The 20,921-nt window shown below is 66.7% G+C and carries 20 protein-coding genes; 13 read left to right on the top strand and 7 right to left on the bottom strand.

The genetic code is table 11. The annotated features are described in order from the left end of the window. The 3 genes from QE494_RS17835 to QE494_RS17825 all read left to right on the top strand — a co-directional run bounded on the left by QE494_RS17835 (position 1) and on the right by QE494_RS17825 (position 2,921). Positions 1-897 (top strand): amidohydrolase, encoded by an 897-nt coding sequence (locus tag QE494_RS17835; protein WP_300045707.1) that lies wholly within the window; start codon positions 1-3, stop codon positions 895-897. Between the two features lie 83 nt (positions 898-980). Continuing rightward, complete coding sequence (locus QE494_RS17830) at positions 981-1,976, top strand: tripartite tricarboxylate transporter substrate binding protein (protein WP_300045704.1); 996 nt, start codon at positions 981-983, stop codon at positions 1,974-1,976. 45 nt (positions 1,977-2,021) lie between these two features. Next, entirely contained in the window at positions 2,022-2,921 is a 900-nt protein-coding gene (locus tag QE494_RS17825; RefSeq protein WP_300045701.1) for a TauD/TfdA family dioxygenase, read from the top strand. A gap of 19 nt (positions 2,922-2,940) precedes the next feature. Here the strand turns inward: QE494_RS17825 and QE494_RS17820 are convergent, their stop codons facing one another. Next, positions 2,941-3,861 carry a tripartite tricarboxylate transporter substrate binding protein gene (locus QE494_RS17820; protein ID WP_300045698.1) on the bottom strand — a complete coding sequence of 307 codons (921 nt, stop codon included), beginning with the start codon at positions 3,859-3,861 and terminating at the stop codon, positions 2,941-2,943. Between the two features lie 7 nt (positions 3,862-3,868). Further along, the gene (locus QE494_RS17815) at positions 3,869-4,849 is read right to left on the bottom strand and encodes a tripartite tricarboxylate transporter substrate binding protein (RefSeq protein WP_300045696.1); all 981 of its coding nucleotides are present in this window, start codon (positions 4,847-4,849) and stop codon (positions 3,869-3,871) included. A 311-nt stretch (positions 4,850-5,160) separates the two neighbouring features. Here QE494_RS17815 and QE494_RS17810 point away from each other — a divergent pair, with 311 nt between their 5' ends. The 4 genes from QE494_RS17810 to QE494_RS17795 all read left to right on the top strand — a co-directional run bounded on the left by QE494_RS17810 (position 5,161) and on the right by QE494_RS17795 (position 9,337). Further along, on the top strand, positions 5,161-6,132 hold the full coding sequence (locus tag QE494_RS17810; RefSeq protein ID WP_300045693.1) for a tripartite tricarboxylate transporter substrate binding protein: 972 nt from the start codon (positions 5,161-5,163) through the stop codon (positions 6,130-6,132). Between the two features lie 134 nt (positions 6,133-6,266). Then, positions 6,267-7,718 (top strand): FAD-dependent oxidoreductase, encoded by a 1,452-nt coding sequence (locus QE494_RS17805; protein ID WP_300045691.1) that lies wholly within the window; start codon positions 6,267-6,269, stop codon positions 7,716-7,718. Further along, positions 7,715-8,494 carry an SDR family NAD(P)-dependent oxidoreductase gene (locus tag QE494_RS17800; protein WP_300045688.1) on the top strand — a complete coding sequence of 260 codons (780 nt, stop codon included), beginning with the start codon at positions 7,715-7,717 and terminating at the stop codon, positions 8,492-8,494. The genes QE494_RS17805 and QE494_RS17800 overlap by 4 nt, the downstream gene beginning before the upstream one ends. 30 nt (positions 8,495-8,524) lie before the next feature. After that, positions 8,525-9,337 (top strand): aspartate/glutamate racemase family protein, encoded by an 813-nt coding sequence (locus QE494_RS17795; protein WP_300045685.1) that lies wholly within the window; start codon positions 8,525-8,527, stop codon positions 9,335-9,337. Positions 9,338-9,421: 84 nt separating this feature from the next. Here the strand turns inward: QE494_RS17795 and QE494_RS17790 are convergent, their stop codons facing one another. Beyond that, positions 9,422-10,375 (bottom strand): LysR family transcriptional regulator, encoded by a 954-nt coding sequence (locus tag QE494_RS17790; RefSeq protein ID WP_300045682.1) that lies wholly within the window; start codon positions 10,373-10,375, stop codon positions 9,422-9,424. A 103-nt stretch (positions 10,376-10,478) separates the two neighbouring features. Then, positions 10,479-11,060 carry a hydrolase gene (locus tag QE494_RS17785; RefSeq protein ID WP_300045679.1) on the bottom strand — a complete coding sequence of 194 codons (582 nt, stop codon included), beginning with the start codon at positions 11,058-11,060 and terminating at the stop codon, positions 10,479-10,481. Between the two features lie 267 nt (positions 11,061-11,327). Here QE494_RS17785 and QE494_RS17780 point away from each other — a divergent pair, with 267 nt between their 5' ends. Further along, positions 11,328-12,314 (top strand): tripartite tricarboxylate transporter substrate binding protein, encoded by a 987-nt coding sequence (locus QE494_RS17780; RefSeq protein WP_300045676.1) that lies wholly within the window; start codon positions 11,328-11,330, stop codon positions 12,312-12,314. Further along, positions 12,311-13,102: a hypothetical protein gene (locus QE494_RS17775; RefSeq protein WP_300045674.1), complete on the top strand. Its 792-nt coding sequence runs from the start codon at positions 12,311-12,313 to the stop codon at positions 13,100-13,102. The genes QE494_RS17780 and QE494_RS17775 overlap by 4 nt, the downstream gene beginning before the upstream one ends. A gap of 159 nt (positions 13,103-13,261) precedes the next feature. On the opposite strand, the gene QE494_RS17770 is transcribed toward QE494_RS17775, so the two are convergent. Beyond that, positions 13,262-13,903, bottom strand: a complete 642-nt coding sequence (locus QE494_RS17770; RefSeq protein WP_300045671.1) for a TetR/AcrR family transcriptional regulator — start codon at positions 13,901-13,903, stop codon at positions 13,262-13,264. Between the two features lie 117 nt (positions 13,904-14,020). Between QE494_RS17770 and QE494_RS17765 the strand changes: the two genes are divergently transcribed. From QE494_RS17765 to QE494_RS17750, 4 genes are read left to right on the top strand one after another with little or no spacing between them, the layout of a single operon-like run. Then, the gene (locus QE494_RS17765; protein WP_300045668.1) at positions 14,021-15,016 is read left to right on the top strand and encodes a dihydrodipicolinate synthase family protein; all 996 of its coding nucleotides are present in this window, start codon (positions 14,021-14,023) and stop codon (positions 15,014-15,016) included. Positions 15,017-15,036: 20 nt separating this feature from the next. Further along, a complete protein-coding gene (locus tag QE494_RS17760; protein WP_300045665.1) occupies positions 15,037-15,996 on the top strand; it encodes a tripartite tricarboxylate transporter substrate binding protein in 960 nt (319 codons plus the stop codon). Then, positions 15,996-17,030, top strand: a complete 1,035-nt coding sequence (locus QE494_RS17755; protein WP_300045662.1) for an amidohydrolase family protein — start codon at positions 15,996-15,998, stop codon at positions 17,028-17,030. Before QE494_RS17760 ends, QE494_RS17755 begins: the two co-directional genes overlap by 1 nt. Before the next feature lie 12 nt (positions 17,031-17,042). Further along, on the top strand, positions 17,043-18,020 hold the full coding sequence (locus tag QE494_RS17750) for a tripartite tricarboxylate transporter substrate binding protein (protein ID WP_300045659.1): 978 nt from the start codon (positions 17,043-17,045) through the stop codon (positions 18,018-18,020). Positions 18,021-18,270: 250 nt separating this feature from the next. Here QE494_RS17750 and QE494_RS17745 read toward each other — a convergent pair whose 3' ends face one another. Continuing rightward, a complete protein-coding gene (locus QE494_RS17745; RefSeq protein ID WP_300045657.1) occupies positions 18,271-19,794 on the bottom strand; it encodes a glycerol-3-phosphate dehydrogenase/oxidase in 1,524 nt (507 codons plus the stop codon). Between the two features lie 28 nt (positions 19,795-19,822). Continuing rightward, a partial coding sequence (locus QE494_RS17740; RefSeq protein WP_300045654.1) for a glycerol kinase GlpK occupies positions 19,823-20,921 on the bottom strand: 1,099 nt, incomplete at its 5' end.

Here is a 20,921-nt window from a genome sequence, read left to right as displayed (position 1 = left end):
ATGACCACGCATAAAACCGACGGCTACGCGAAGCCCACCATTCCCGGCGCCGACCCCGACACGCGCAAGCCGCGTATCGCCCTGCCTGCCGGCAGTTGCGATTGCCATGCCCACCTCTTCGGGCCGCAGGACAAGTATCCGTACGAGGCAAACCGGCGCTACACACCGCCCGATGCGTCGATGGACGACTACCTGAAGATGTTGGGCGTGCTGGGCGTCGAGCGCGCGGTGCTGGTGCAACCCAGCGTCTATGGCACCGACAACACCCTGATGCTCGATGCGCTGCGCGCCACAAAATTCCCCCTGCGCGGTATTGCGGTCATTGACGACGAGATCAGCGATGCCGAGCTTGCGTCCATGCACGCGGCGGGGGTGCGTGGCCTGCGCCTGAATCTGCGCGCCAAGGGTTCGGCCGCGCCTGAAGATGTGGCACCCCGTGTGGCGCAGCGCATCGCGCCCCTTGGCTGGCACCTGCAGCTTCGCATCAACCCGCAGGACCTGGCCAATGCCGAGGCTCTGGTGGACCGGCTGCCCGTTCCGGTGGTGGTGGACCACTTCGGCGCGGTGGCGGTGGAGGAGGGGGTGCAAGGCAAAACCTTCCAGACTATCCTGGGCCTCGCGCGCCGCAGCCGCTGCTTCATCAAGCTCTCGGCGCCCATGCGCATGTCCCGGCAGGAGCTTCCCTACGCCGACGTCTTGCCTTTTGTGCATGCATTGGTCAAGGCAGCGCCCGGCCAATTGCTCTGGGGTACCGACTGGCCACACACCACCCTTGCTCAAAGCATGCCCAATGACGGCGACCTGTGCGACCTGCTGGCCGACTGGATGCCCGATCTGGCCACGCGCCAGCAGGTGCTGGTGGACAACCCGGCGCGCGTTTACGGATTTTTAGATTGACGGATTCTGATTCGTGTGGCCCCAGTGCCCGCGAAGTTTGTGCAGGTGATAAATCGCATCGACCGATGCATAAGGAGACCGCAGTGAACCAAACTCGAAGAAATTTCGTCGCAGGCGCCTTGTTGGCGACAGGTGGCTCCAGCTTCATTGCGCGTGAAGCCCTTGCTGCAGATGATGCATCGTGGCCTGATCGCCCGGTGCGGCTGGTCGTTCCGCTGCCGCCGGGCGGTGGTGCCGACCTCGTGGCGCGGCTGATTGCCGAGAAGTTGACTGCTCGTTTGAGCCAGAGCGTGGTGGTCGAAAACAGGGCTGGTGGTGGAACGGCGATTGGGGCGCAACTGGTCGCAAACGCGAAGCCCGATGGCTACACCCTGCTGCTCGGGACGGCCACCAGTCACGCCATCAACGTCACGATGGTGAAGAACCTGCCGTACAACGCGCTGAAAGATTTCACGCCCATCAGCCTGGTGGCCGATTTGCCTTTGATCCTGGTGGTTCATCCTTCGGTGCCAGCCAACACGCTGCCGGAGCTGGTGGCCTATGTCCGTTCGCGGCCTGGTAAGGTGAACTTCGCGTCGACCGGCAACGGCAGCTCGATCCAGTTGGCCGGCGAGATGCTGAAGATTGAAGGCAAGCTGCAAATGACCCACGTGCCCTACCAGGGCGCGTCGCCTGCGCTGGTCGACGTCTTGGGTGGCCGGGTGGAAATGATGTTCAGCACCATCCCGCCGGTGTTGCAACATGTCACCTCGGGCAAGCTCAAGGCCCTGTGCGTGGCCAGCCCCAAGCGCACCCGGCTAATGCCCTCGCTGCCCTCGACCGCGGAACTGGGCTTTCCGGGCGTGGTGGCGAACTCTTGGAACGGCATCCTGGCGCCAGCCAACGCGCCTCGCCAGGCGGTGGAGCGCCTTTCCAAGGAGCTGTCTGTCGTCATGCAGATGCCCGACGTCATCGACAAGCTCAAAGCCGCGGGCGTCGAGCCGGTGAGCAATACACCGCAGGAGTTTGCGCAATACATTCAGTCTGAAATCACGCGGTATGCACGTGTGGTTCAGGTCTCTGGTGCGACCATCGACTGACCCAGGCGGCTCTCACCGTGATCATGATTTTCGAGAAAGTTTGATATGAACAAGCACATCGCTTTTTCGTCGGCGCCGCTGGGGCATCAGATTCTGGGTGTGGATATCGCGGCGGGCGTGTCCGACGAGCAGTTCAAAGAGGTCGCCGATACCTTCGACAAGTACGGGGTGGTGGTGCTGCGCAACCAGAAGATCACGCCCGAGCAGCATATTGACTTCAGCCGCCGCTTCGGCCCCACCGAGCTCTATGGCATTGCCAGCTACCTCCTGCCCGGCCACCCGGAGATCTTCGTCGTCTCTAACATCGTCGAGAACGGCAAGCCCATCGGCATGGCCGATGCCGGTCGCACCTGGCACAGCGACATGTGCTACGTGACCAGTCCGCCGCGTTGCTCCTTGCTGTATGGCCTTGAGGTGCCGCGCGACGACGCGGGCGAGCCCTTGGGCGACACCCTTTTCGGCAGCACGCAGGCAGCCTACGACGCCCTCTCGCCCGAGATGAAGCAGAAGGTCGAGGGGCTGAAGGTTCGCAACAGCTATGCCACGAACGTCGAGCGCAAGCAGAAGTTCTCGACGGTGAGTGAGAAGGCCCAGGTGGAGCGGCTCAAGAATCAGGCCAAGTTCCCCGATGTAATCCACTCGTTGGTGCGCCAGCATCCCATCACCGGACGCAAGTGCCTTTACTTGAGCGAAGGCCTGTCAGTCGCCATCGAGGGCTGGCCGCCTGAGGAATCGGACAAATTCATCACCGAGATGCTGGCCTACATGACCCGGCCGGAGTTCGTCTATCGCCATCGCTGGTGCGAGGGCGACCTGTTGATCTGGGACAACTGCTCGGCGATCCACCTGGCGATTCCCGACTTTGCCGCCGACAACCATCGCCGCATGCACCGCACCACCATCCTGTACGAGGACTCGGTCGAGCAAGGTCAGCTGGCGGCCTGATTGGCTTTGCTGGTTCGCCCTAGCTTCGCAGTAGCGGGGCGACGGGGGCCCAGCGGCTGAACTGATCGCCGATATAAGCGGCGAAGCCGGCGGCACTGCTGAAGGTGACGTCCGTGGCGGGTGCCTCCAGGCCCAGTTGGGCCAACGTCACTGCCATCGAAGGGGTGGTGAGTGCTGTTCGCACGGCCCGGTTCAAGCTTTCTGCAGCGTCTGCAGTCAAACCCTTGGGCGCCACGACGCCGACCCAGTTTTCCACCACGAAGTCGGCAAGGCCGCACTCCTCCATGGTCGGCAAAGAAGCGTCCGCGGCCAGGCGGGCGCTTCCCGTGCTGGCAATGCCCCGCAGCTGCCCCTTGGCGATGAAGGGCAGCATGGTCATCGGGTTGTTGAAGCTGGCATCAATGCGGCCAGCGGTCAGGTCTGCATAAAGTTGTTCCGTCTGCGCGTAGACCACGGCATGCAGGTCGAGATGCGCATCCCGCTTGAACAGTTCCGCCGCCAGGCGCGGCGCACCGACTGCCGCTGAACATCCGAAGGTGAGGGGGCGAGTGCGGCCCAGGGCCAGTAGGTCGGCCATCGAAGAAACGGGCAATGAGCTTGCCACGCCCAGTACAAGCGGGGTGCGCATCAACAAGGCCACGGGCGTGAAATCCGCCACCGGGTCGTAAGGCGGGGGCAGCGCCACGGCCGGACTCAGCGCGTGGGTGCCGAGCGTGACGATCATCAGATGCAGGCCGTCGGGTGGGCAGGGCATCAAGGTGCGGGCCGCCACCACGCCGTCCTCGCCCATGTGCCGATCGAGGACGACGGGGCGGCCAAGCACCTTGGCAAGTTCGGGGGCGAGCGCGCTCGCCATGGTGTCCGATGCGCTTCGGGGAGAAAAGCCAACGATCAGGCGCACCGCGTGCTCGTTGCCGAGCGCCGCTCCGGGGACAGTCACGATGCCATCATTCTTCGGCGGTCACGCCGGCCGCCTTCACGATTCTTGTCCATTTTCCGGTCTCGGCCCGGATGTAGGCGGCGAACTCGACGCGACCGCCGGTGCGAATGTCGAAGCCCTGTTCCAACAGCTTGGCCTGGACACTGGGGTCCCGCATCGTTTGCGCGAACGCCGCGTGCAGCTTGTCCAGGATCGCCTCGGGCGTGCCAGTGGGCGCAAGGGCGCCGTACCAGGTCTCTGCGCTGTAGCCCGCGACGCCGCTCTCGGCGATGGTGGGCAATTGGGGGGCGAGGCTACTGCGCTGCATGCTCGAGAGCCCGAGTGCAACGACCTGTTTGTTGCGCATCAGAGGCAGCGCGGTAGGCAATGTCATGAATCCGACCGGCGCGCGGCCCGCGAGAAGGTCGACCAACGCGGGGTTAATGCCGCGATAGGGAACGTGCTGGAGGTCGGTGCCCGTCATGCTGGTGAATAGTTCGGTCGCCAGATGGCTGGGCCCGCCCACGCCCGACGAGCCGTAACTCAGCGAGGGCTTGGCCTTCTTGGCGTAGGCAACGAACTCCCCGACGGTATTGACGCCCAGCGAGGGATGGACCGCCAGGACGAAGCCCGCTGCACCCAAGGGCGCGATCGGCGCGAAGTCCTTCAGGTAGTCGTAGTTGAGCTTCTTGTAGAGGCTGGGGGCGATGGCATGCGCCGTGGTGGTGTGCAGCAGGGTGTAGCCATCGGGCTTGGACTTTGCAACGGCTTCAGCAGCGATGTTCGCCCCGGCCCCAGGACGGTTGTCGATGATGATCTGCGCGCCGAGAATCTCGGAGGCTTTGGTGGCGATGATGCGCGCGCTGATGTCGGCGCCACCGCCCGGGCTGAACCCCACAATGAGGCGGATGGGCCTGTTGGGAAAGTCATCTGCCGGACCGGGCGCTGCATGCGCGGCGGCCGAGAACAGTGCGGCCACTAGAAGGTGCCAGGTCGCTGCGAGTCTCATGATTGCGCTTTCCTTTTTTCTGCTGCGCGTGTCAGGCGGATGGTGCACACGCTGCCCACAATGAACAGTGGTCTGGCAGAGGCATGAGTATGCGACCGCCACGCTTCGTGTTGTCTCGGGGACAAGTGTAGGGAGGCCAATGCGCGCGCTCTATCGAGATATTTTCATCAGGTCATTATGAAAGTTAATCTGCCTGGGTAGACTTGGCCACGCTCGGGCAGGGCAGGGGCGTTGTGACATTCGGTGAAACCGAAAACTGCCTTCAGTCTTTGCGCATGGCCCCGACCCCTTCCCGTCCCTAGACTGCCAGTATGAAAAAGTCCTCCTTAGCCCGCCTTTTCCTCACCGCCAGCCTGTCCCTGGCTGCGACGTGCAGCGCCTGGGCCCAGTCCTGGCCCTCGCAACAGATCCGAATCATCGTCGGCTTCCCCGCCGGGGGCGCCTCAGACATCGCCGCCCGCCTCATTGGCCAGAAGCTCGCCGAGCGCTTGGGCAAGCCGGTGGTCGTGGAGAACCGGGCTGGCGCAGCGGGTAACGTGGGAGCCGAGGCCGTGGCCAAGGCCGCCCCGGACGGCCACACCCTGCTCCTGGGCACCATTTCCTTGTCGATCAACCCGGGCCTTTACCCCAAGCTGCCCTATGAGCCGCTGAAGGATTTCGCCGCGATTTCAATGATCTCTTCGACGCCCTTCATGCTGGTGGTCACCCCCTCGGCGCCTTACCAGTCGATCAAGGACCTGGTCGACGCAGCCAAGTCCGGCAAGACCATCCACTACGCCACCGCCGGCAACGGCTCTGGCTCGCATCTGTTCATGGAGTTGTTCACCCACACCGCTGGCATCAAGCTCACCCACGTTCCCTACAAGGGCGCGGCGCCTGCGATGAACGACGTGATGGGCGGCCAAGTGCCGGTGGCTTTCGACAACGTCCTCACCGCGCTGCCGCTGTCCAAGGCCGGCAAATTGCGTGTGCTCGGCGTCAGCACCAAGCAGCGCTCCAAGGTCGCGCCCGACGTACCCAGCATGGCCGAGGGGGGCATCACCAACTTCGACGCCACCGCCTGGTTTGCGCTCTTCGCCCCGACCGGCACTCCGCGCGACATCATCAACCGCCTCAACCGCGAGGTCGCCGAGGCGGTGAAAGACCCAGCCGTTGCCGACAAGTTGCTGGCCCTGGGCGCCGAGCCGGTGAGCAGCACTCCCGAGCAACTCGACGCCTTCTACCGCTCTGAGGTGGCCCGTTGGGCCCAGGTGGTGCGGCAGGCCCGGGTCACCATCGACTGAGTGTCGCCGCGCCCGCAGCCTCTTAAAGAGGCCTGGCGGTGTGCGAACCGAATGCGGTTTTCGGCCCAGGCCTGCTGACGCAGCCCCCGGCTAGGACGCATCATGCTTTTGTGATGAGAACCCCAGGAGCGCCAATGTCGCTGGAGCAATTTGATGTGGTCGTTGCCGGCTGCGGCGTCGCCGGCCTGTCGGCCGCGGTCGCCGCCGCCGAGGCCGGTGCGCGTGTGGCCATCCTCGAACGCGCGCCGCGCGAGGAGCGGGGCGGCCAAAGCCGCTACACCGAGGCCTACCTGCGGATGAAGAGCCTGGACGAAGTCAGCGACGACTTCGAGACCCATCTGGCAGAAAACGGCAGCGGCGCGATTGACCCCGATCTGGTGGAACAGGCGGCGACCGATGCGCGCGGCACCTCTCTCACCCGCGCCCTGAGTCTGGCCGACCCGAACGTGATCGAGGAATTCGCGCGTGCGGCGCCGGGCACCATCGCCTGGTTGCAGACCATGGGCGCGCGCTTTGACTTCCTGCCTACGCAGTTCCTCACCAAGTCCCAGCCCCGGCTGCTGCCGATCGGCGGCGGGCAGGCCCTGGTCGACGTGCTCGCCGCCCGTGCCGAGGCGCTGGGCGTGCATTTCTTCTACGAGACCACCGCCCAGGCCCTTCAGCGCGACGCCGGTGGCCGGGTTATTGGCTTGGAGGCCCGCACGCGGGGCCAGGGCGTGCGCTACCTGCACGGGCGGGTGGTTCTGGCATCCGGCGGCTTCGAGGGCAATGCCGAGATGATGGCTCGCTACATCGGACCGCGCGCCGTCTACCTGCGGCCGGTTTGCAAGGGCGGCTACTACAACCGGGGCGAGGGCATCCGTATGGCGCTGGACATCGGCGCTGCCGCCTGCGGCGACTTCGGTAGCTACCACGCCGAGCCGGTCGATCCGCGCTCGGGCATCTCCGAGCCCTCGGTCTTCATCTTTCCCTACGGCATCCTGGTCAATCTGGACGGCGAGCGCTTCACCGACGAGGCGCCTGGCACGGTCGACGCCGTCTATGAGCCGGTGACCCGGCGCATCTTTGAGCAGCGCAAGGGGACAGCCTGGGTGGTGCTCGACGCGCGTCACCAGCGCATACCCAACTACCGCCTGGGCATCCGCACCGACCAGCCGCCGGTCACCGGCGCGACCCTGGCCGAGCTGGCCGGCAAGATGGGTGTGCCTCCCGACCGCCTGGAAGCGACTGTGGCGCGATACAACGCCGCTTGCAGCGGCCAGGACTGGCAGCCGCTGGTCCTCGACGGCGTGGCCACGACGGGCCTGTATCCCCCGAAATCCAACTGGGCCTGCCCGCTGGGCGAGGCGCCGTTCCATGCCTATCCCATCATCTCGTCCAACGTCTTCACCTTCGGCGGGCTGAAGGTGGACACGCAGGCGCGGGTGGTTGACGCCGACGGTGAACCCATTGCGGGCCTGTACGCCGCCGGTGAGGTGATCGGCATGTACTACGGCCATTACACCGGCGCGACCTCGGTGCTCAAAGGTCTGGTGTTCGGCCGCATCGCCGGGGCCGACGCGGCCACCCGGGTGGCATCTGCATGACGCAGGCCCAGACCCCGATGCCTGATTTCGCGGGCCGCCTAGCGCTGGTGACCGGTGGCCTGGGCGCGATCGGCGCAGCCACCTGCGCCGCCTTGCGTGCGCGCGGCGCCCGGGTCGTGGCGGCCGACGCCCACGCGCCTGTGGCCGGGCCGGGTGTCGACCTCACGCAGGGGGAGGGCGTGCATCTGAATGTGACGGACGCGGCCTCTCTGCGCGCCCTGGTGGCGCGGGTGCAGGCCGAGTGCGGCCCAATCGATACCCTGGTCAATGTGGCCGGTGTGGTGTCTTTCGGCGCCGCCGCGACGCTGCCCGAAGCCGAGTGGGACCGGGTGATCGACATCAACCTCAAGGGCAGCTTCCTGGCCTGCCAGGCAGTCATACCGGCCATGCAGCAGGCGCGCTTTGGGCGCATCGTCAACATCGGCTCCGTCGTTGGCAAGAACGCTGGCAACGCCCGCGCCTGGCTGGACCCGGCCGAGCTCGAGCGCGCTGGCAACGTGGCCTACGGCGTCTCCAAGGCCGGGGTGCACATGATGACCGGCTTTCTGGCCAAGGAGCTCGCTTCCTTTGGCATCACCGTCAACGCGGTCGCGCCCGGCCCGGTCGCCACCGCGATGACCCGTAACTTTCCCGAGACCCTGCGCGCCCTGCTGCCAGTGGGCCGCATGGGCACTCCTGAGGACGTGGCCCACGCGATCGTCTTCCTCGCGTCCCGTGAAAGCGGCTTCATCACCGGCGAAGTCCTCGACGTCAACGGCGGCATCGCCTGCGACTGAGCCCTCCACCCCCACAGGATTGAACTGTCCATGACCACCCGCATCTGGCACCAGAGTTTCACCGTCCTCTCCGACCTCGGCGCCTACGGAGCGGCCCTGGACGCCCACTTCAAGCGCATTGCCCGCCCCGACACCGAGATCGTGATGCATGGCATGCAGCCCGGCACCTACCGTACCGAGTACCCGGGTCTGGACATCCGCCACGCGGGGATCCAGCGCCTGCACTCGGTGCAGTTCCTCGCCGCCGGCGTACAGGCCGAGCGCGAGGGCTATGACGCCTACTCCATCAGCACCCTGCCGGACCCGGGCCTGCGCGAGATCCGCTCGCTCCTGCGCATTCCGGTGGTGGGCTACGGCGAGTCGGCCATGCTCACCTCGCTGCAACTGGGCTCGCGCTTTGCGATCATGGTGTTCATCAGCGAACTGACCCACTTGCTGGCCGACAACGTGCGCCAGTACGGCCTGTCTGAGCGCTTCGCAGGCGTGTCCGACGTCGGCTTTCGTTTCAACGACGTCATCGCCGGCTTTAGTGACCCCGCGCCTCTCATCGAGCGCTTTCGCGTAGCGGCGCGCCGCCAGATCGAGGCCGGTGCCGAGGTGCTGATTCCGGGCGAGGCGCCGCTGTGCGTGCTGCTGGCCTCTCAGGGGGTGACCCAGGTCGATGGTGTGCCGGTGCTCGACTCACTGGCTTGCTGGGTCAAGCAGGCCGAGATGATGGTCGACCTGCGTCGCCAGTGCGGCATCGAGCGCTGCCAGCGCGGTTACTTCAATGAGCCGCCGCCGGCCGAGCGGGTGGACCAACTGGTGTCGTTCTACGGCCTGGACAAACTGAACTGGTCTTGAACCAGAGCCTGAGCCCGTCCTGCGCCGGTCCTGCGCCCGATCGGTGAAGGATCGCTGAAGGGCCGGTGAAGGCCCAGTGAAGGCCTAGGCCTTGCGCGCCCGCGGCGCGCCGCGCACGGCCACCGCCCGGTTTGGGCTGGGTCGCTGCTGCCCGGCGGCCATGATTTCTTCGAGGAAATCGGTGAAGGCCCGCACCTTGGCCGCGCCGAGACGTGCCCGCGTGGTCACCGCAAAAAAGGTTTTGCGTCCAGCCTGCCAGTCCGGGTAGACCTGCACCAGGCGGCCGTCGGCCAGGGCCTGGCGGGCAAAGATGTCCAGCACCAGTGCCACGCCCGCGCCTTCGGCTGCAGCGCCCACCAGCGCGTCGCTGGTGTTGAAGTGCAGTGACCCCTGCGGCCGGATCTCGACCTCGGCCTCGCCCTCGCGCTGCAGCCGCCAGGGCATGGAGACGGCGCGCTCCTCCGGCAGCAGGCCCAGGCAGCGATGCGGGTCCAGCTTGCCTGGATGCGGCGCCATGGTGGCGGCCAACTGCGGGCTGCAGCAGGCGATGTAGTCGGTCTCGAAAATTGGCCGGGCGATGAACTCGGCGTCTTCGACCTGGTCCATACGAATCGCCACGTCGATCGCCCGCTCAATCAGGTGGTGCGGCTGATTGGTCAAGGTGACCGAGGTCTCGATGCCCGGGTAGCGCGCCGCAAAGCGTGGCAGCTCGGGGCACAGCAGGGCGTGTCCGAAGGAGATCGGGGTCTCGATCGACAGGCGTCCGCTGAGCGCGCCGACCCGGGCCTGGACATCGGCCTCGGCGGTTTCTACCGACTGCAGGATCTGGCGCGCATGCCCCAGGAAGACCTCGCCCTCCTCGGTCAGGCGAAGCCGGCGGGTGTCGCGATGGAGCAGGGTGACGCCCAGCTCCCGCTCCAGCCCCCGGATGCAGGTGGTGACGCTGGCATTGGCCATGTCCAGCGCCTCGGCCGCGCGCGAGAAGCTGCCGGCGTCTGCTACCCGCGTGAAGACCGTCATCGCCCAGAGCTTGTCCATTCAGGGCCTCTTGCGAATCGGGTCGGGTCGCTGCGGGTGGGGCAGGCGGTACATGCGGTGCAGGCGTGAAGGCCGGATGTCCGGCCTGTGATCAGGCCGGCGATCAGGCCAGCGCAGCCAGCACTTCTTCGGTGCTGCGCTGGCGGCCCATGCGCGGGAAGGTGTACTTGAGCGTGTTGGCGTGCGCTTCGGCTGCCGGGGAGGCCATGGCGTCGGTGACGAACACCTGGTCGTAGCCGCGTTCGAAGGCGTCACGGGCGGTGGACTCGACGCCGACGTTGGTCGAAATGCCGGCCAGCACGATAGTGCGGATGCCGCGGCGGCGCAGCTGCAGGTCGAGCTCGGTGCCGTAGAAGGCGCCCCACTGGCGCTTCATGATGCGCATGTCTGTGGGTTGTGCGTTCATCTCGGCGACGACGTCGGACCAGCCGGCGGGCGGCTTGGCAGCAGCTGCCGCCGGGGTGTCCAGCGTGGGGGAGAGGGCGTCCTTGCCGTCGATATGGCCGACGGTCACGAGCACCACGGGCGCCTGTGCAGCCCGGAAGGCGTCGGCAAGGCGGCGGCTGCGCGCCACCACGTCGGAGCTCGGTTGCGGCTTGACGTCCATGGCCACGATACCGTTTTGCAAATCGATCAGGACCAGGGCGGTGGTTTTGGGATCCAGGTGGAGGGCAGGGTTGCTCATGGAATTTTTTGGAAACAAGGTAAAAATGATGTTTGCGCCAGCCCGTTTGAGAACGTGCTGCCGCGGCCGTGTCCGGACAGTCTACCTAATGAGTGAACGGGTCAAAATGACAAAGGCGGTTGAACCGTCTGAGGCCCAGGGAGGATGCCATGCCCGTCAGGTCGTCTGTTACGAAAAGAGTTTTTGAATTGGACGAAGCCGCCGCTCGCTAAATCTCGCAATATCAGCAGAGATTTTTTTACGCACCTTTTCAGTTTGGAGTACCGCATGAAAAACCACTTGATCGGCCGCCGCTCCCTTTTGGCCGCCTCCGCATCCCTTCTGGCCCCCTTCCCGATGGCGCATGCCCAGGCGGCATTCCCGGAAAAGCCGATCCGCCTGGTGGTGCCCTTCAGCGCCGGCGGCGGCACCGACGTGTTGGGCCGATTGCTGGCGCGCTCGATGTCGCAGTCCCTTGGCCAGCAGGTGGTGGTTGACAACGTCACCGGCGCGGGCGGCGTGATCGGCGCGCAGCAGGTGGCGCGCGCCGCCAAGGACGGCTACACGCTGATGATCGGCACACCGGGCAGCATCCAGATCAACCCGGCGATGCAGCCGGACATCAAATACAACGTCGACAAGGACTTCATGCCGGTCTCCCAGTTCTCCGACAGCGCCACGGTGCTGGTGGTGAACAAGGACTCGCCCTGGAAGACGGTGCAGGAGCTCATCGCCGCAGCCCGCGAGAAGCCCGGCGCACTCAACTACGGCAGCGCCGGTGTCGGCTCCTTTGCCCACTTCAGCGCTGAAATGTTCCTCATGCTCGCCGGTGTGAAGATGACCCATGTCCCCTATCGCGGCACCGCGCAGGCGATCGCAGACCTGCGTGCCGGCATCTTGCAGGCGGAGTTCGAGAACCTGCCGGGCGTGCTGCCCCTGGTGAAGGACAACCAGCTGCGCGCGCTGGCCGTGGGCTCCGCGCGCCGTTCTAGCTTCCTGCCCGACCTGCCCACCGTCATCGAGGCTGGTGTCAAGGGCTACGAGTCCTCGTCCTGGACCGGGCTGTTCGCGCCCGCGGGCCTGCCTGCGCCTGTGCTCGCCCGTTTGGAGAAAGCCGTTGCCGATGCGGCACGCGACCCCGAGGTGCTCAAGACGCTGAAGGAGCTGGGTGCCGAGCCGGTGGGCAGCCGCTCGGCCGACTTCGCTGCCTTCCTGGCGCGCCGTCGTCCCGCCGTGGTCGAAACCGTGGCGGCCTCGGGCATGGCGGTCAAGTGAGCGATGAAATGACCGGAACGCCGCCGCGCAAGGTGCCGCCGGCCGCACCGGCAGCGATGCTCGATGGCACGCCTGTGCCGACACCGGAGCAGGTGGTCGCCCGCCTGGAGGAGTTCCGGTCACGCCGCGGCTATGTGAACCCGCAGCAGGGCCCCATGGCGGCCGCCCTGCCCGGGGTGGCCGATGGCTATCGGGTGATGTACAAGGCCTTGGTCCTCGACGAGAAGTACCTCGAACCGCTGGAAAAAGAGTTCGTCTGGCTCTCCCTCTTGTGCGTCGCGGGCGAGATGGGCACCCACCACCTCAAGCTGTTCTTCGACCACGGGGGTACCGACGCTCAGGCGGCGGCGGCGTTTCGGCTCGCGGCTTGGGTCAAGGGAACCTCGGCCTATGAGTTCATCGCGGGCAACTGGCAGGGCTTCTTCCCTCGGGTGGATGCCCACCAGGCTTACCGCGAAGGCTTCGATGCGTTGGTGGCGGGCTGCGAAGGCGTGCCGCTTGAATGGTGCTGCCTGGCCTTGCTGTCCGCGCAGTCGGGCATGAAGTCTAAGTGGGGCGTCGAGGCGGCCATCACGCTGTGCTACGACCGCGGCGTGTCCGAGGCCAAGATGGCCGAGGCGATGAGCGTGGCCATGTGGCCTTGCGGTGCTAATAGTTTTCACGACTCGGCAGGCGTCTGGCTCGAACTGGTCAAGAGCGGTCGTGTTCCGGCCTCGGCCGCTTTCCAGGCCTGGGCCAGCCTGCCCAGTCAGGACGGCTTGGAGTTGGCGGCGCGTCTATCGACCTAAGCGCCGGGGACGACGGCATAGCTCCTCACCATCTTCCTCCCGCAGTGCGCGGAAGGAGTGGTGTGCCAGGGTCATGAGCCCTGCGATGGCCGCACACACCGTCGGGAATTCGGTCGCTGTCGAGTCCCGTCCACCCCGCCAAGGCGCCGGGGTGTTGCCCTATGGGGTCTCGCCAAGTCCGCGGGCCAGCAAGGCGAACGTCCGGTGCAGGCTTGTCAGCCCGGCATCGAGATCGGGCTTTGCTTCGGTGAGCCACACGCGCACCTCGCCCGAGTACAGGAAGAAAAACGCCTTCGCGACTTCCGTCGGGTCTTCGCTCGCGCGGACCATGCCACGGGCGATCGCCTCGCGCGTGAGCCGCTCCAGCCCTTCGAGAATGCGCCGGCGGTTGGACAGGTACTGGCCCGCCTGCTTGCCCTCCGAGAAAAACACCAGCTCGCGCAGCAGGATGCGCGCGAGAGGCACCCGCGCGTGGAGGGTCTGGTAGAAGTGGCTGAACACGCTGGTCACCTGCGCGCTCAGGCTCTGGCGGGTGTCCACCGCGTCGAAGGCGGTATCCACCACCTTGTCCAACACGTCGTTGAAGATCAGGAACAGCAAGTCCCGCTTGTCGTCCGCATACATGAACACCGTCCCGATGCCCACGTCTGCAGCCTCGGCGATCTCCCGGGTGGTGGTGGCATCGAATCCCTTTGACTCGAACAGCACCAGCGCAGCCCGCCGGATGCGGGTCAGCTTGTCGAGCTTGTTGCGTTCGCGCAGGCCCAGTTTTGGGGCCAGGTCTTGGGGGTCGGCGGGCATGCGGGCAGGGCGATCGAAGGGGCGGTGGCGAGGGTAAATCCTAACCTGATCAAAACTGAGTGTGCTCAAAAATAACGGATCAGTCCAACCTTCAGCACCTACCGAAAGGCCACTTCCATGGCGAGACACCTTGGCGACGTCTGTTACGCAGCAGTCCTGCTGCCCTTCAAGCATGACTTCACGGTGGACGAGGCGGCCTATCGACGCTTCCTCCGTTACTTCCTGGACAACCCCCGCTTTCGCGCGCGCGGGGGCCTGTGCATCAACCCCGAGGCAGGGGAAATCTTCACCCTCACCCGCGCAGAGAAGCGCCGGGTGGTGGAGATCGCCATGGAGGAAAACAACGGCGCCGTTCCCCTGATCGCAGGGACCTGGGCACTGGCGACGTCTGAGGTCGTGGACACGGCGCGCGACGTGAAGGCCATGGGCGTGGACGGCATCTTCGTCACGCCGCCCGGTGGCGCGCAGGACATCACCTCGTGCTGGGACGCCGACCAGTATCCCGAGGTGTGGTCCGACCAGATCAAGGCGCAGGACCGAGTGGTCGACCTGCCCATCATCACCCACCCGGTGTCGGGTTCTGCGGCCCCCTTCACGCCCGGCCTGCCGGTGGAGGCGACGATCGCGATCTGCAAGGAGATCCCCAACATCGTCGGCTGGAAGATGACCTATGGCTATGACGGCTACCGCATCGTAGGCAAGGCACTGCGCAACTTGCCGCGCCGCGTGTCGGTGATGTCGGCCCTGGCGTCGCGCTTCCATGAGTACCGCGCCACCGACCTGTTCGACGGCACCCTGAGCGGCTTCTGGAACTACGGCATGGAGCGGATGCTCGATCACCTCGAGGCGTGGGACGAGCGCGATCTGGAGAAGGCGTGCCAGGTCTGGCAAGGCGGCTTGTGTGCGCTGCACGAGTACGTCGCCGACATGGGACGCCTGCACGTGCGCTACAAGGTGGCCGCCTGGCTGCGCGGCCTGATTCCCAACCCCTTCATGCGTCCGCCGATGCCTGCGCCCAAGCAGATCGAAATCGACACCATCTATGACCTGCTCGTGCGCGCGGGCCTGCCGGTGATCGACCGCAAGGAAGCCACGCTCGCGATCTATCGCTAACGAACTGTCGGAGTCCTCCTATGACGAACTTCACCTCTCTTCTTCGCCGGACGGCCGCCGCCGCCCTGATGCTCGCGACCGTGCACAGCGCGATCGCGCAGTCTTTCCCGGCCCGTACGATCTCCATCGTCACGACCCTGCCGCCTGGGTCCACGGTGGATGTTCTGGCCCGCGTCTTCGGACAACAGCTGTCGCAGCGGCTGAACGAATCGGTCGTGATCGAGAGCAAGGCCGGAGCCGGCCTGATGCTGGGGATGCAGGCGGTCGCCGCCGCAGCGGCCGATGGCCATACCCTGGCCTTCACCCCGGTGACGCCCCTGACGATCCAGACGCACCGGGTCAAGAACGCCGGTTACGCGCTCGACTCGTTCGTGCCGCTGTGCCAAACCTTCGAGAACATCTTCTTCCTGGCCGTGTCGCCCAAGTCCGACATCAAGGACGCCGCGGCGCTGATCGCCCGCCTCAAGCGGGAGCCGGGCAAGTTCAGCTACGGGCACTCGGGCTCCGGCTCGGCGCCGCACCTGATGGCCGAAGAGTTCTGGCGCGCGCTCGGCCTGCAGGCCGGTGACGTGCCCTATCGCGGCGAAACGGCCTTCTTCCCCGACCTCACATCCGGGACGCTGGAGGGCGGCATGGTCACCACGGCGGGGCTCCAGCAGCATGGCTTCAAGCCGCTGGTGGTGTTTGGCACCGCACGGTCCAAAGTCTTTCCGGATGTGCCGACCGTCGCCGAACTGGGTGCGCAGGTGACACCCTCTGGGTATGGTGGCGTCTTCGTGCGCCGCGGGACTGCGCCCGAGGTGGTCACGCGTCTGGAGGGCCTGTGCCGCGACATCGTGAACAGCCCGGCCTACCAGCAGCGGGCCGAGTCGCTCCAGCAAAACGCCACGTACCTCGATCGCACCGCGTTCGCGCAGCGCCTGCAGAACGACCACGCCTCCAAGGGCCGGCTGCTGCCGAACCTGAAGATCGTCGACTGATGCGCGACGCGCAGCCGGCCGATCGCGCGACAAGCCCGCTGGCGAAAGCCCGGGTCATCGACTTCCACGCCCACGTGCTGGTGCCCGAGGTCGTGGAGTTCGCCAAGGGGCACGGGGTAGAAACCAGCGTGCCGCCCGATCCGCGCATCACGGAGGAGGCGCGCGAAGCCTCACGCCGCTGGCGCACGGCGATGCTGCGCAAGATGACCGAGCTGCCAGACCGTCTGGTCGACATGGATGCCACCGGCGTCGACGTGCAGGTGCTGAGCGCCAGCACGGTGAGCATGGATACCACCTGGGCGCCGCCCGGTGAGGCGCTGGCGATGGAGCAATTGGCGAACGACCGCATTGCGCAAATGGTCGCTTTTGCGCCAGACCGGTTCACCGGTCTGGGGGGCGTGCCCTTGCAGTCACCGCAGGCCTCGGTCCGCGAGCTCGAGCGCTGTGTCCGCAGCCTGGGCCTGCGTGGCGTGCAGGTGTCCACGCGCTATGGCGACATGGAGCTGGGCGACAGCCGGCTGCGACCGTTTTGGGAGGCGGCGCAGGCACTCGATGCTGTGGTCTACATCCACCCGGCGGGTATCACCGAGCCCCGCTTTCGCCCTTTCCAGTACTGGAACAGCATCGGTCAGCCGCTCGAAGAGGCGATGGCCATGGCCTCCTTGATGCACGAGGGCGTGCTGGACGCGTTTCCGCGGCTCAAGCTGGTGATCGGGCATGGCGGGGGCTACCTGCCCTACTACATCGGGCGTCTCGATCGCAACTACGCGGAGAAGCCGTTCACGCGGGCCAATATGTCGATGTCGCCGTCGCAGTACCTGAAGACCCGGTTCTGGTACGACAGCTGCGTCTACGACAGCGACGCGCTGGCCGTGCTTTTCCGCAAGGTGGGCGCCTCGCGCATCCTGCTGGGTTCGGACTATCCGGTCGGTGATGCCGATCCGGTCGGATTTCTCACGGCGGTGACGGGTGATCCGGACGAACAAGCAGACATGCTCGGTCGCAACGCTGCCGCGCTTTTAGGTATTCACTGAAGGAGATAGGCGATGCGCCCTTTGTTTAAGACCTTGGCTACGGTCCTCGTTACGCTGATCACGGTGGGTGCCGCCACGGCGCAGACCGAACCCTACCCGAGCCGCCCTCTCAAGCTCGTGGTGCCCTTTCCGGCCGGCTCGGCGCTCGACGCCACCGCGCGCGATATCGGCCTTCGCGTGGGCGAGGCGCTCGGACAGCCGATCGTGGTCGAGAACCGGGTGGGGGCCAACGGGATCATCGGCGCGGATGCGGTCGCTAAATCGCGGCCGGATGGCTACACCCTGCTCTTGACGACGCCGAGCACGCACGTCACGAGCCGCTTCCTGATGAAGTCAGTGCCCTTCGACCCCACGCGCGACTTCACCCCCATCATGGCTGCCGTCGAGCCGGTGACGGTGCTGGTGGCCGCCAGCTCGCTGCCCGTCTCGAACGTGCGCGAGCTGATCGACCTGGCCAAACGCCAACCCGGCAAGCTGGCGTTTGGCAGCTCCGGCTCGGGCTCGGTGTTCCACCTGGCCGGCGAGCTGTTTGGCAGTCTCGCGGGCTTGGACCTGGTGCATGTGCCCTACAAAGGGACCGCACCGGCGGTGCAGGCCCTGGTCGGTGGCCAGGTGCCGCTGGCACTGACAGCGCTGGGCGACGTCCTGCCCTTTGTCCGCTCGGGTCAGGTCAAGCTACTCGCAGTGCTAGAGGGAAAGCGCTACGGGCGTTTGCCCGAGGTGCCGTCGATCGTGGAAACGCTGCCGGCGTTTGAGAAACCTGCCACCTGGTTTGGCATCTTCGCGCCTGCGGGATTGCCGCAGCCGGTGCTTCGTCGCCTTCACGGCGAGATGGCGCGCGCGCTGGGCAGTGCCGACCTTCGCTCGCGTCTGGAGGACCGGGGCCTGAGCGTTGTCGCCAACACGCCGGAGCAGTTCGAAGCGTCCATGCGGGCCAGCACGTCGCAGTATGAGCGGCTGATTCGGGCGGCGGGTCTGCAGCCTGAGTGAGCCCACGTCGCTGATCGAGCGTTTTCGCGAAGTGGCGCCGCGCGAGCAGCGCTCAGGTCGTATGGGTTTTTCCAGCACGGGCAGCGGTCGTTGCCCGGCGTCTGATCAGCCCACGCTCAACGCATCGCCTGCGCCTTCCGAGCCGGCCGCACCGTTTCGTCGCCGCTCTCGAACGAGGCGGGCCGGTCGGCCTGAAGCCCGGGGCTGCATCACCGTCGCCGCCGCGCCAGGCGCAGGCCGGCGGTAGGGGTCACGGCAGGTAGCCCTCGCTGATGGCCATGAAGTCCTCCAGTCCGGTCTGCAGGATGCCCTCGGCGTGGAGCAAATCAGCCACTGCAGGCGCTACCGCGCGTGCGGCCCGGGCGTCTAGGAATAGCAGCCGCGATCGGCGCGCCAGCACGTCTTCCACCTTGCGCGCGAACTCATGCCGCACCGCAAAGCGTACCCGCTGCTCGCTCAGGCCCTCGGCGATCAGCCGGTCGGCCCCGGGGATACCAGTGCGCAGCAGGTTGTCGTCTCGTTCAAGCGGCAGGTGCTCGGTGCTGCGCTCGACCCGCCAGTCTCGGCCCGGCGGGATACGGTCTTCGGCGATGCAATGTGCGAGAACGTCGCGCGCCATCGCCCGGTAGGTGGTCCACTTGCCGCCAGCCACGCAGACCAGGCCCGAGGGGTCGGTCCATACCGCATGCTCGCGGCTGATGCGGGCAGTGCCTCCCGCCGCTGCGGACGGCTGCACCAGCGGCCGCAGACCCGCCCAGGCGCTCCGGATGTCGGCGCGAGTGGGCGGACGAACCAGGTAACGGCCCACCTCGGACAGGATGAAGTCGATTTCCTCGGCCATTGGTCTTGGCTCTGTCGGCCGGTCCTCGAGCGGCTGCTCGGTGGTGCCCAGAATCACCTTGCCTTGCCAGGGCACGGCGAACAGCACCCGGCCGTCCCTCGTGCGGGGCAGCAGCAGTGCCTCGTCGCTGGGCCAGAAGTCGCGGTCTATCACCACATGGCTGCCCTGGCTCACCTTCAGCCGCGGCGGCGTGCCGGCCGGGCCAGCAGCCTGCTGGCGCAGGTCGTCCACCCAGACCCCGGCTGCGTTCACGATGCAGCGTGCCTGCACTTCGCAGGGGGCACCGGTTTCAGTGTCTGTGCCGCGTAGCCCGGTGACGCGGCCGCCTTGCTGCACGAAGCTGTCGACCCGGAAATGGTTGAGGGTGAGCGCGCCCAGGCGGCTGGCGCTGCGCGCCAGGGCGATGGCTAACTTGGCATCGTCGAACTGTGCATCCCAGTAGCGCACGCCGCCCTTGAGGCCCTCGGCCTTCACCTGCGGAAGGGCCGCCAGCAGCTGCTTGCGCGAAAGCCGGTTGGTAGCGCCCAGGCTGTGCCTGCCTGCCAGTTGCTCGTAGAAGCGCAGACCCAGACCCAGAGCGAACGGCTCCCACCAGCGGTAGGCCGGCATCACGAAGGACAGCGGGCGCGAGATCGAGGGCGCGTTGCCGAGAATGACCGCGCGTTCGTGCAGGGCCTCGCGCACCAGGGACAGCTGACCCATGGCCAGGTAGCGCACGCCGCCGTGGAGCAACTTGGTTGCGCGCGAAGAACTGCCCTTGGCGAAATCATCGGCTTCGAGCAGCACCACCTTCAGCCCGCGCAGGGCAGCGTCGACCGCCACGCCCAGGCCGGTGGCGCCGCCGCCGATCACGGCCAGGTCCCACAGGGGTTCTGACTTGAGCCGGGCCACCAGGGTGGACCGGTCAACACGGGAGTGCTCGTTCTCGCTCACCGTCCAAGTATCGCAGGCTGGTGGCGCGTCAATTTGCCCAGTTTCGCGCGCGGGACACAGCCTCCTGCCAACGCGCGAGGCGGGCGCGGCGCTGGCCCTCGGGTAGGCTCGGCTCGAAGCGGCGGTCGACCTCCCAGCGTGCGGCGATCTCGCTGGCGTCCTGCCACAGGCCTACCGCCAGGCCCGCCAGCAGCGCCGCCCCGAGGGCGGTGGTCTCGGTCTGCCGCGCCCGAACCACCGGCACGCCCAGCACGTCGGCCTGCATCTGCATCAGCAGGTCGTTGCGGCTGGCACCGCCGTCAACCCGCAGCTCGGTCAGGGCGATCCCGGCGTCAGCTGCCATCGCGCCGAAGACATCGGCCGACTGCAGTGCGATGGCCTCCAGCGCGGCGCGGGCGATATGGGCCCGGGTGGTTCCCCGGGTCATTCCGACCAGCGTGCCGCGCGCATGGCCGTCCCACCAGGGCGTGCCCAGGCCGGCGAAGGCCGGCACCAGGAAGCAGTCGCCGGTGTCGGGCACGCTGGCGGCCAGGGGCTCGACGTCGGCGGCGCGCTCGATGATCTGCAGTCCGTCGCGCAGCCACTGCACCGTGGCGCCGGCCATGAACACCGAGCCCTCCAGGCAGTAGGCGGGGCGCGCCGGGTCGGCGGCGGCCTGCCAGCCCACCGTGGTGAGCAGCCGGTGGCGGCTGGTGACCGGGCGGCTGCCGGTGTTCATCAACATGAAGCAACCGGTGCCGTAGGTGTTTTTTGCCATTCCAGGTGCGAAGCATCCCTGGCCGAAGGTGGCGGCCTGCTGGTCGCCCGCCACGCCGGTGATGGGCAGCGCCTCGCCGAGCAGGTGGGGCTCGGTCTCGCCGAAAAAGCCGCTGGAGGGCAGCACCTCGGGCAGCAGCACACGCGGAACATCCAGCAGCGCGAGCATCTCCGGGTCCCAGTCCAGGGTGTTCAGGTTGAACAGCATCGTTCGGGGGGCGTTGCTCACGTCGGTGGCATGCACCCGACCGCCGGTCAACTGCCACAGCAGCCAAGTGTCGATGGTGCCGAAGGCCAGCTCGCCGCGCTCGGCGCGAGCACGCAGGCCCGGCAGGTGGTCCAGCATCCAGCGCAGCTTGCTGCCAGAGAAG

This window comes from Ramlibacter sp. (assembly GCF_029866045.1).
GTDB lineage: Bacteria > Pseudomonadota > Gammaproteobacteria > Burkholderiales > Burkholderiaceae_C > Ramlibacter.
The sequence above is the reverse complement of the archived record's forward strand: the minus strand, read 5'-3'. Positions and strand labels throughout refer to the sequence as shown.

Excerpts from the sequence above, each read along its gene's own strand:
- QE494_RS17790 (WP_300045682.1), bottom strand. The coding sequence starts at position 10,375 with ATGGACAAGCTCTGGGCGATGACGGTCTTCACGCGGGTAGCAGACGCC.
- QE494_RS17795 (WP_300045685.1), top strand. The coding sequence starts at position 8,525 with ATGACCACCCGCATCTGGCACCAGAGTTTCACCGTCCTCTCCGACCTC.
- QE494_RS17805 (WP_300045691.1), top strand. The coding sequence starts at position 6,267 with ATGTCGCTGGAGCAATTTGATGTGGTCGTTGCCGGCTGCGGCGTCGCC.
- QE494_RS17760 (WP_300045665.1), top strand. The coding sequence starts at position 15,037 with ATGACGAACTTCACCTCTCTTCTTCGCCGGACGGCCGCCGCCGCCCTG.
- QE494_RS17825 (WP_300045701.1), top strand. The coding sequence starts at position 2,022 with ATGAACAAGCACATCGCTTTTTCGTCGGCGCCGCTGGGGCATCAGATT.
- QE494_RS17765 (WP_300045668.1), top strand. The coding sequence starts at position 14,021 with ATGGCGAGACACCTTGGCGACGTCTGTTACGCAGCAGTCCTGCTGCCC.
- QE494_RS17835 (WP_300045707.1), top strand. The coding sequence starts at position 1 with ATGACCACGCATAAAACCGACGGCTACGCGAAGCCCACCATTCCCGGC.
- QE494_RS17780 (WP_300045676.1), top strand. The coding sequence starts at position 11,328 with ATGAAAAACCACTTGATCGGCCGCCGCTCCCTTTTGGCCGCCTCCGCA.
- QE494_RS17815 (WP_300045696.1), bottom strand. The coding sequence starts at position 4,849 with ATGAGACTCGCAGCGACCTGGCACCTTCTAGTGGCCGCACTGTTCTCG.
- QE494_RS17800 (WP_300045688.1), top strand. The coding sequence starts at position 7,715 with ATGACGCAGGCCCAGACCCCGATGCCTGATTTCGCGGGCCGCCTAGCG.
- QE494_RS17810 (WP_300045693.1), top strand. The coding sequence starts at position 5,161 with ATGAAAAAGTCCTCCTTAGCCCGCCTTTTCCTCACCGCCAGCCTGTCC.
- QE494_RS17750 (WP_300045659.1), top strand. The coding sequence starts at position 17,043 with ATGCGCCCTTTGTTTAAGACCTTGGCTACGGTCCTCGTTACGCTGATC.
- QE494_RS17755 (WP_300045662.1), top strand. The coding sequence starts at position 15,996 with ATGCGCGACGCGCAGCCGGCCGATCGCGCGACAAGCCCGCTGGCGAAA.
- QE494_RS17770 (WP_300045671.1), bottom strand. The coding sequence starts at position 13,903 with ATGCCCGCCGACCCCCAAGACCTGGCCCCAAAACTGGGCCTGCGCGAA.
- QE494_RS17785 (WP_300045679.1), bottom strand. The coding sequence starts at position 11,060 with ATGAGCAACCCTGCCCTCCACCTGGATCCCAAAACCACCGCCCTGGTC.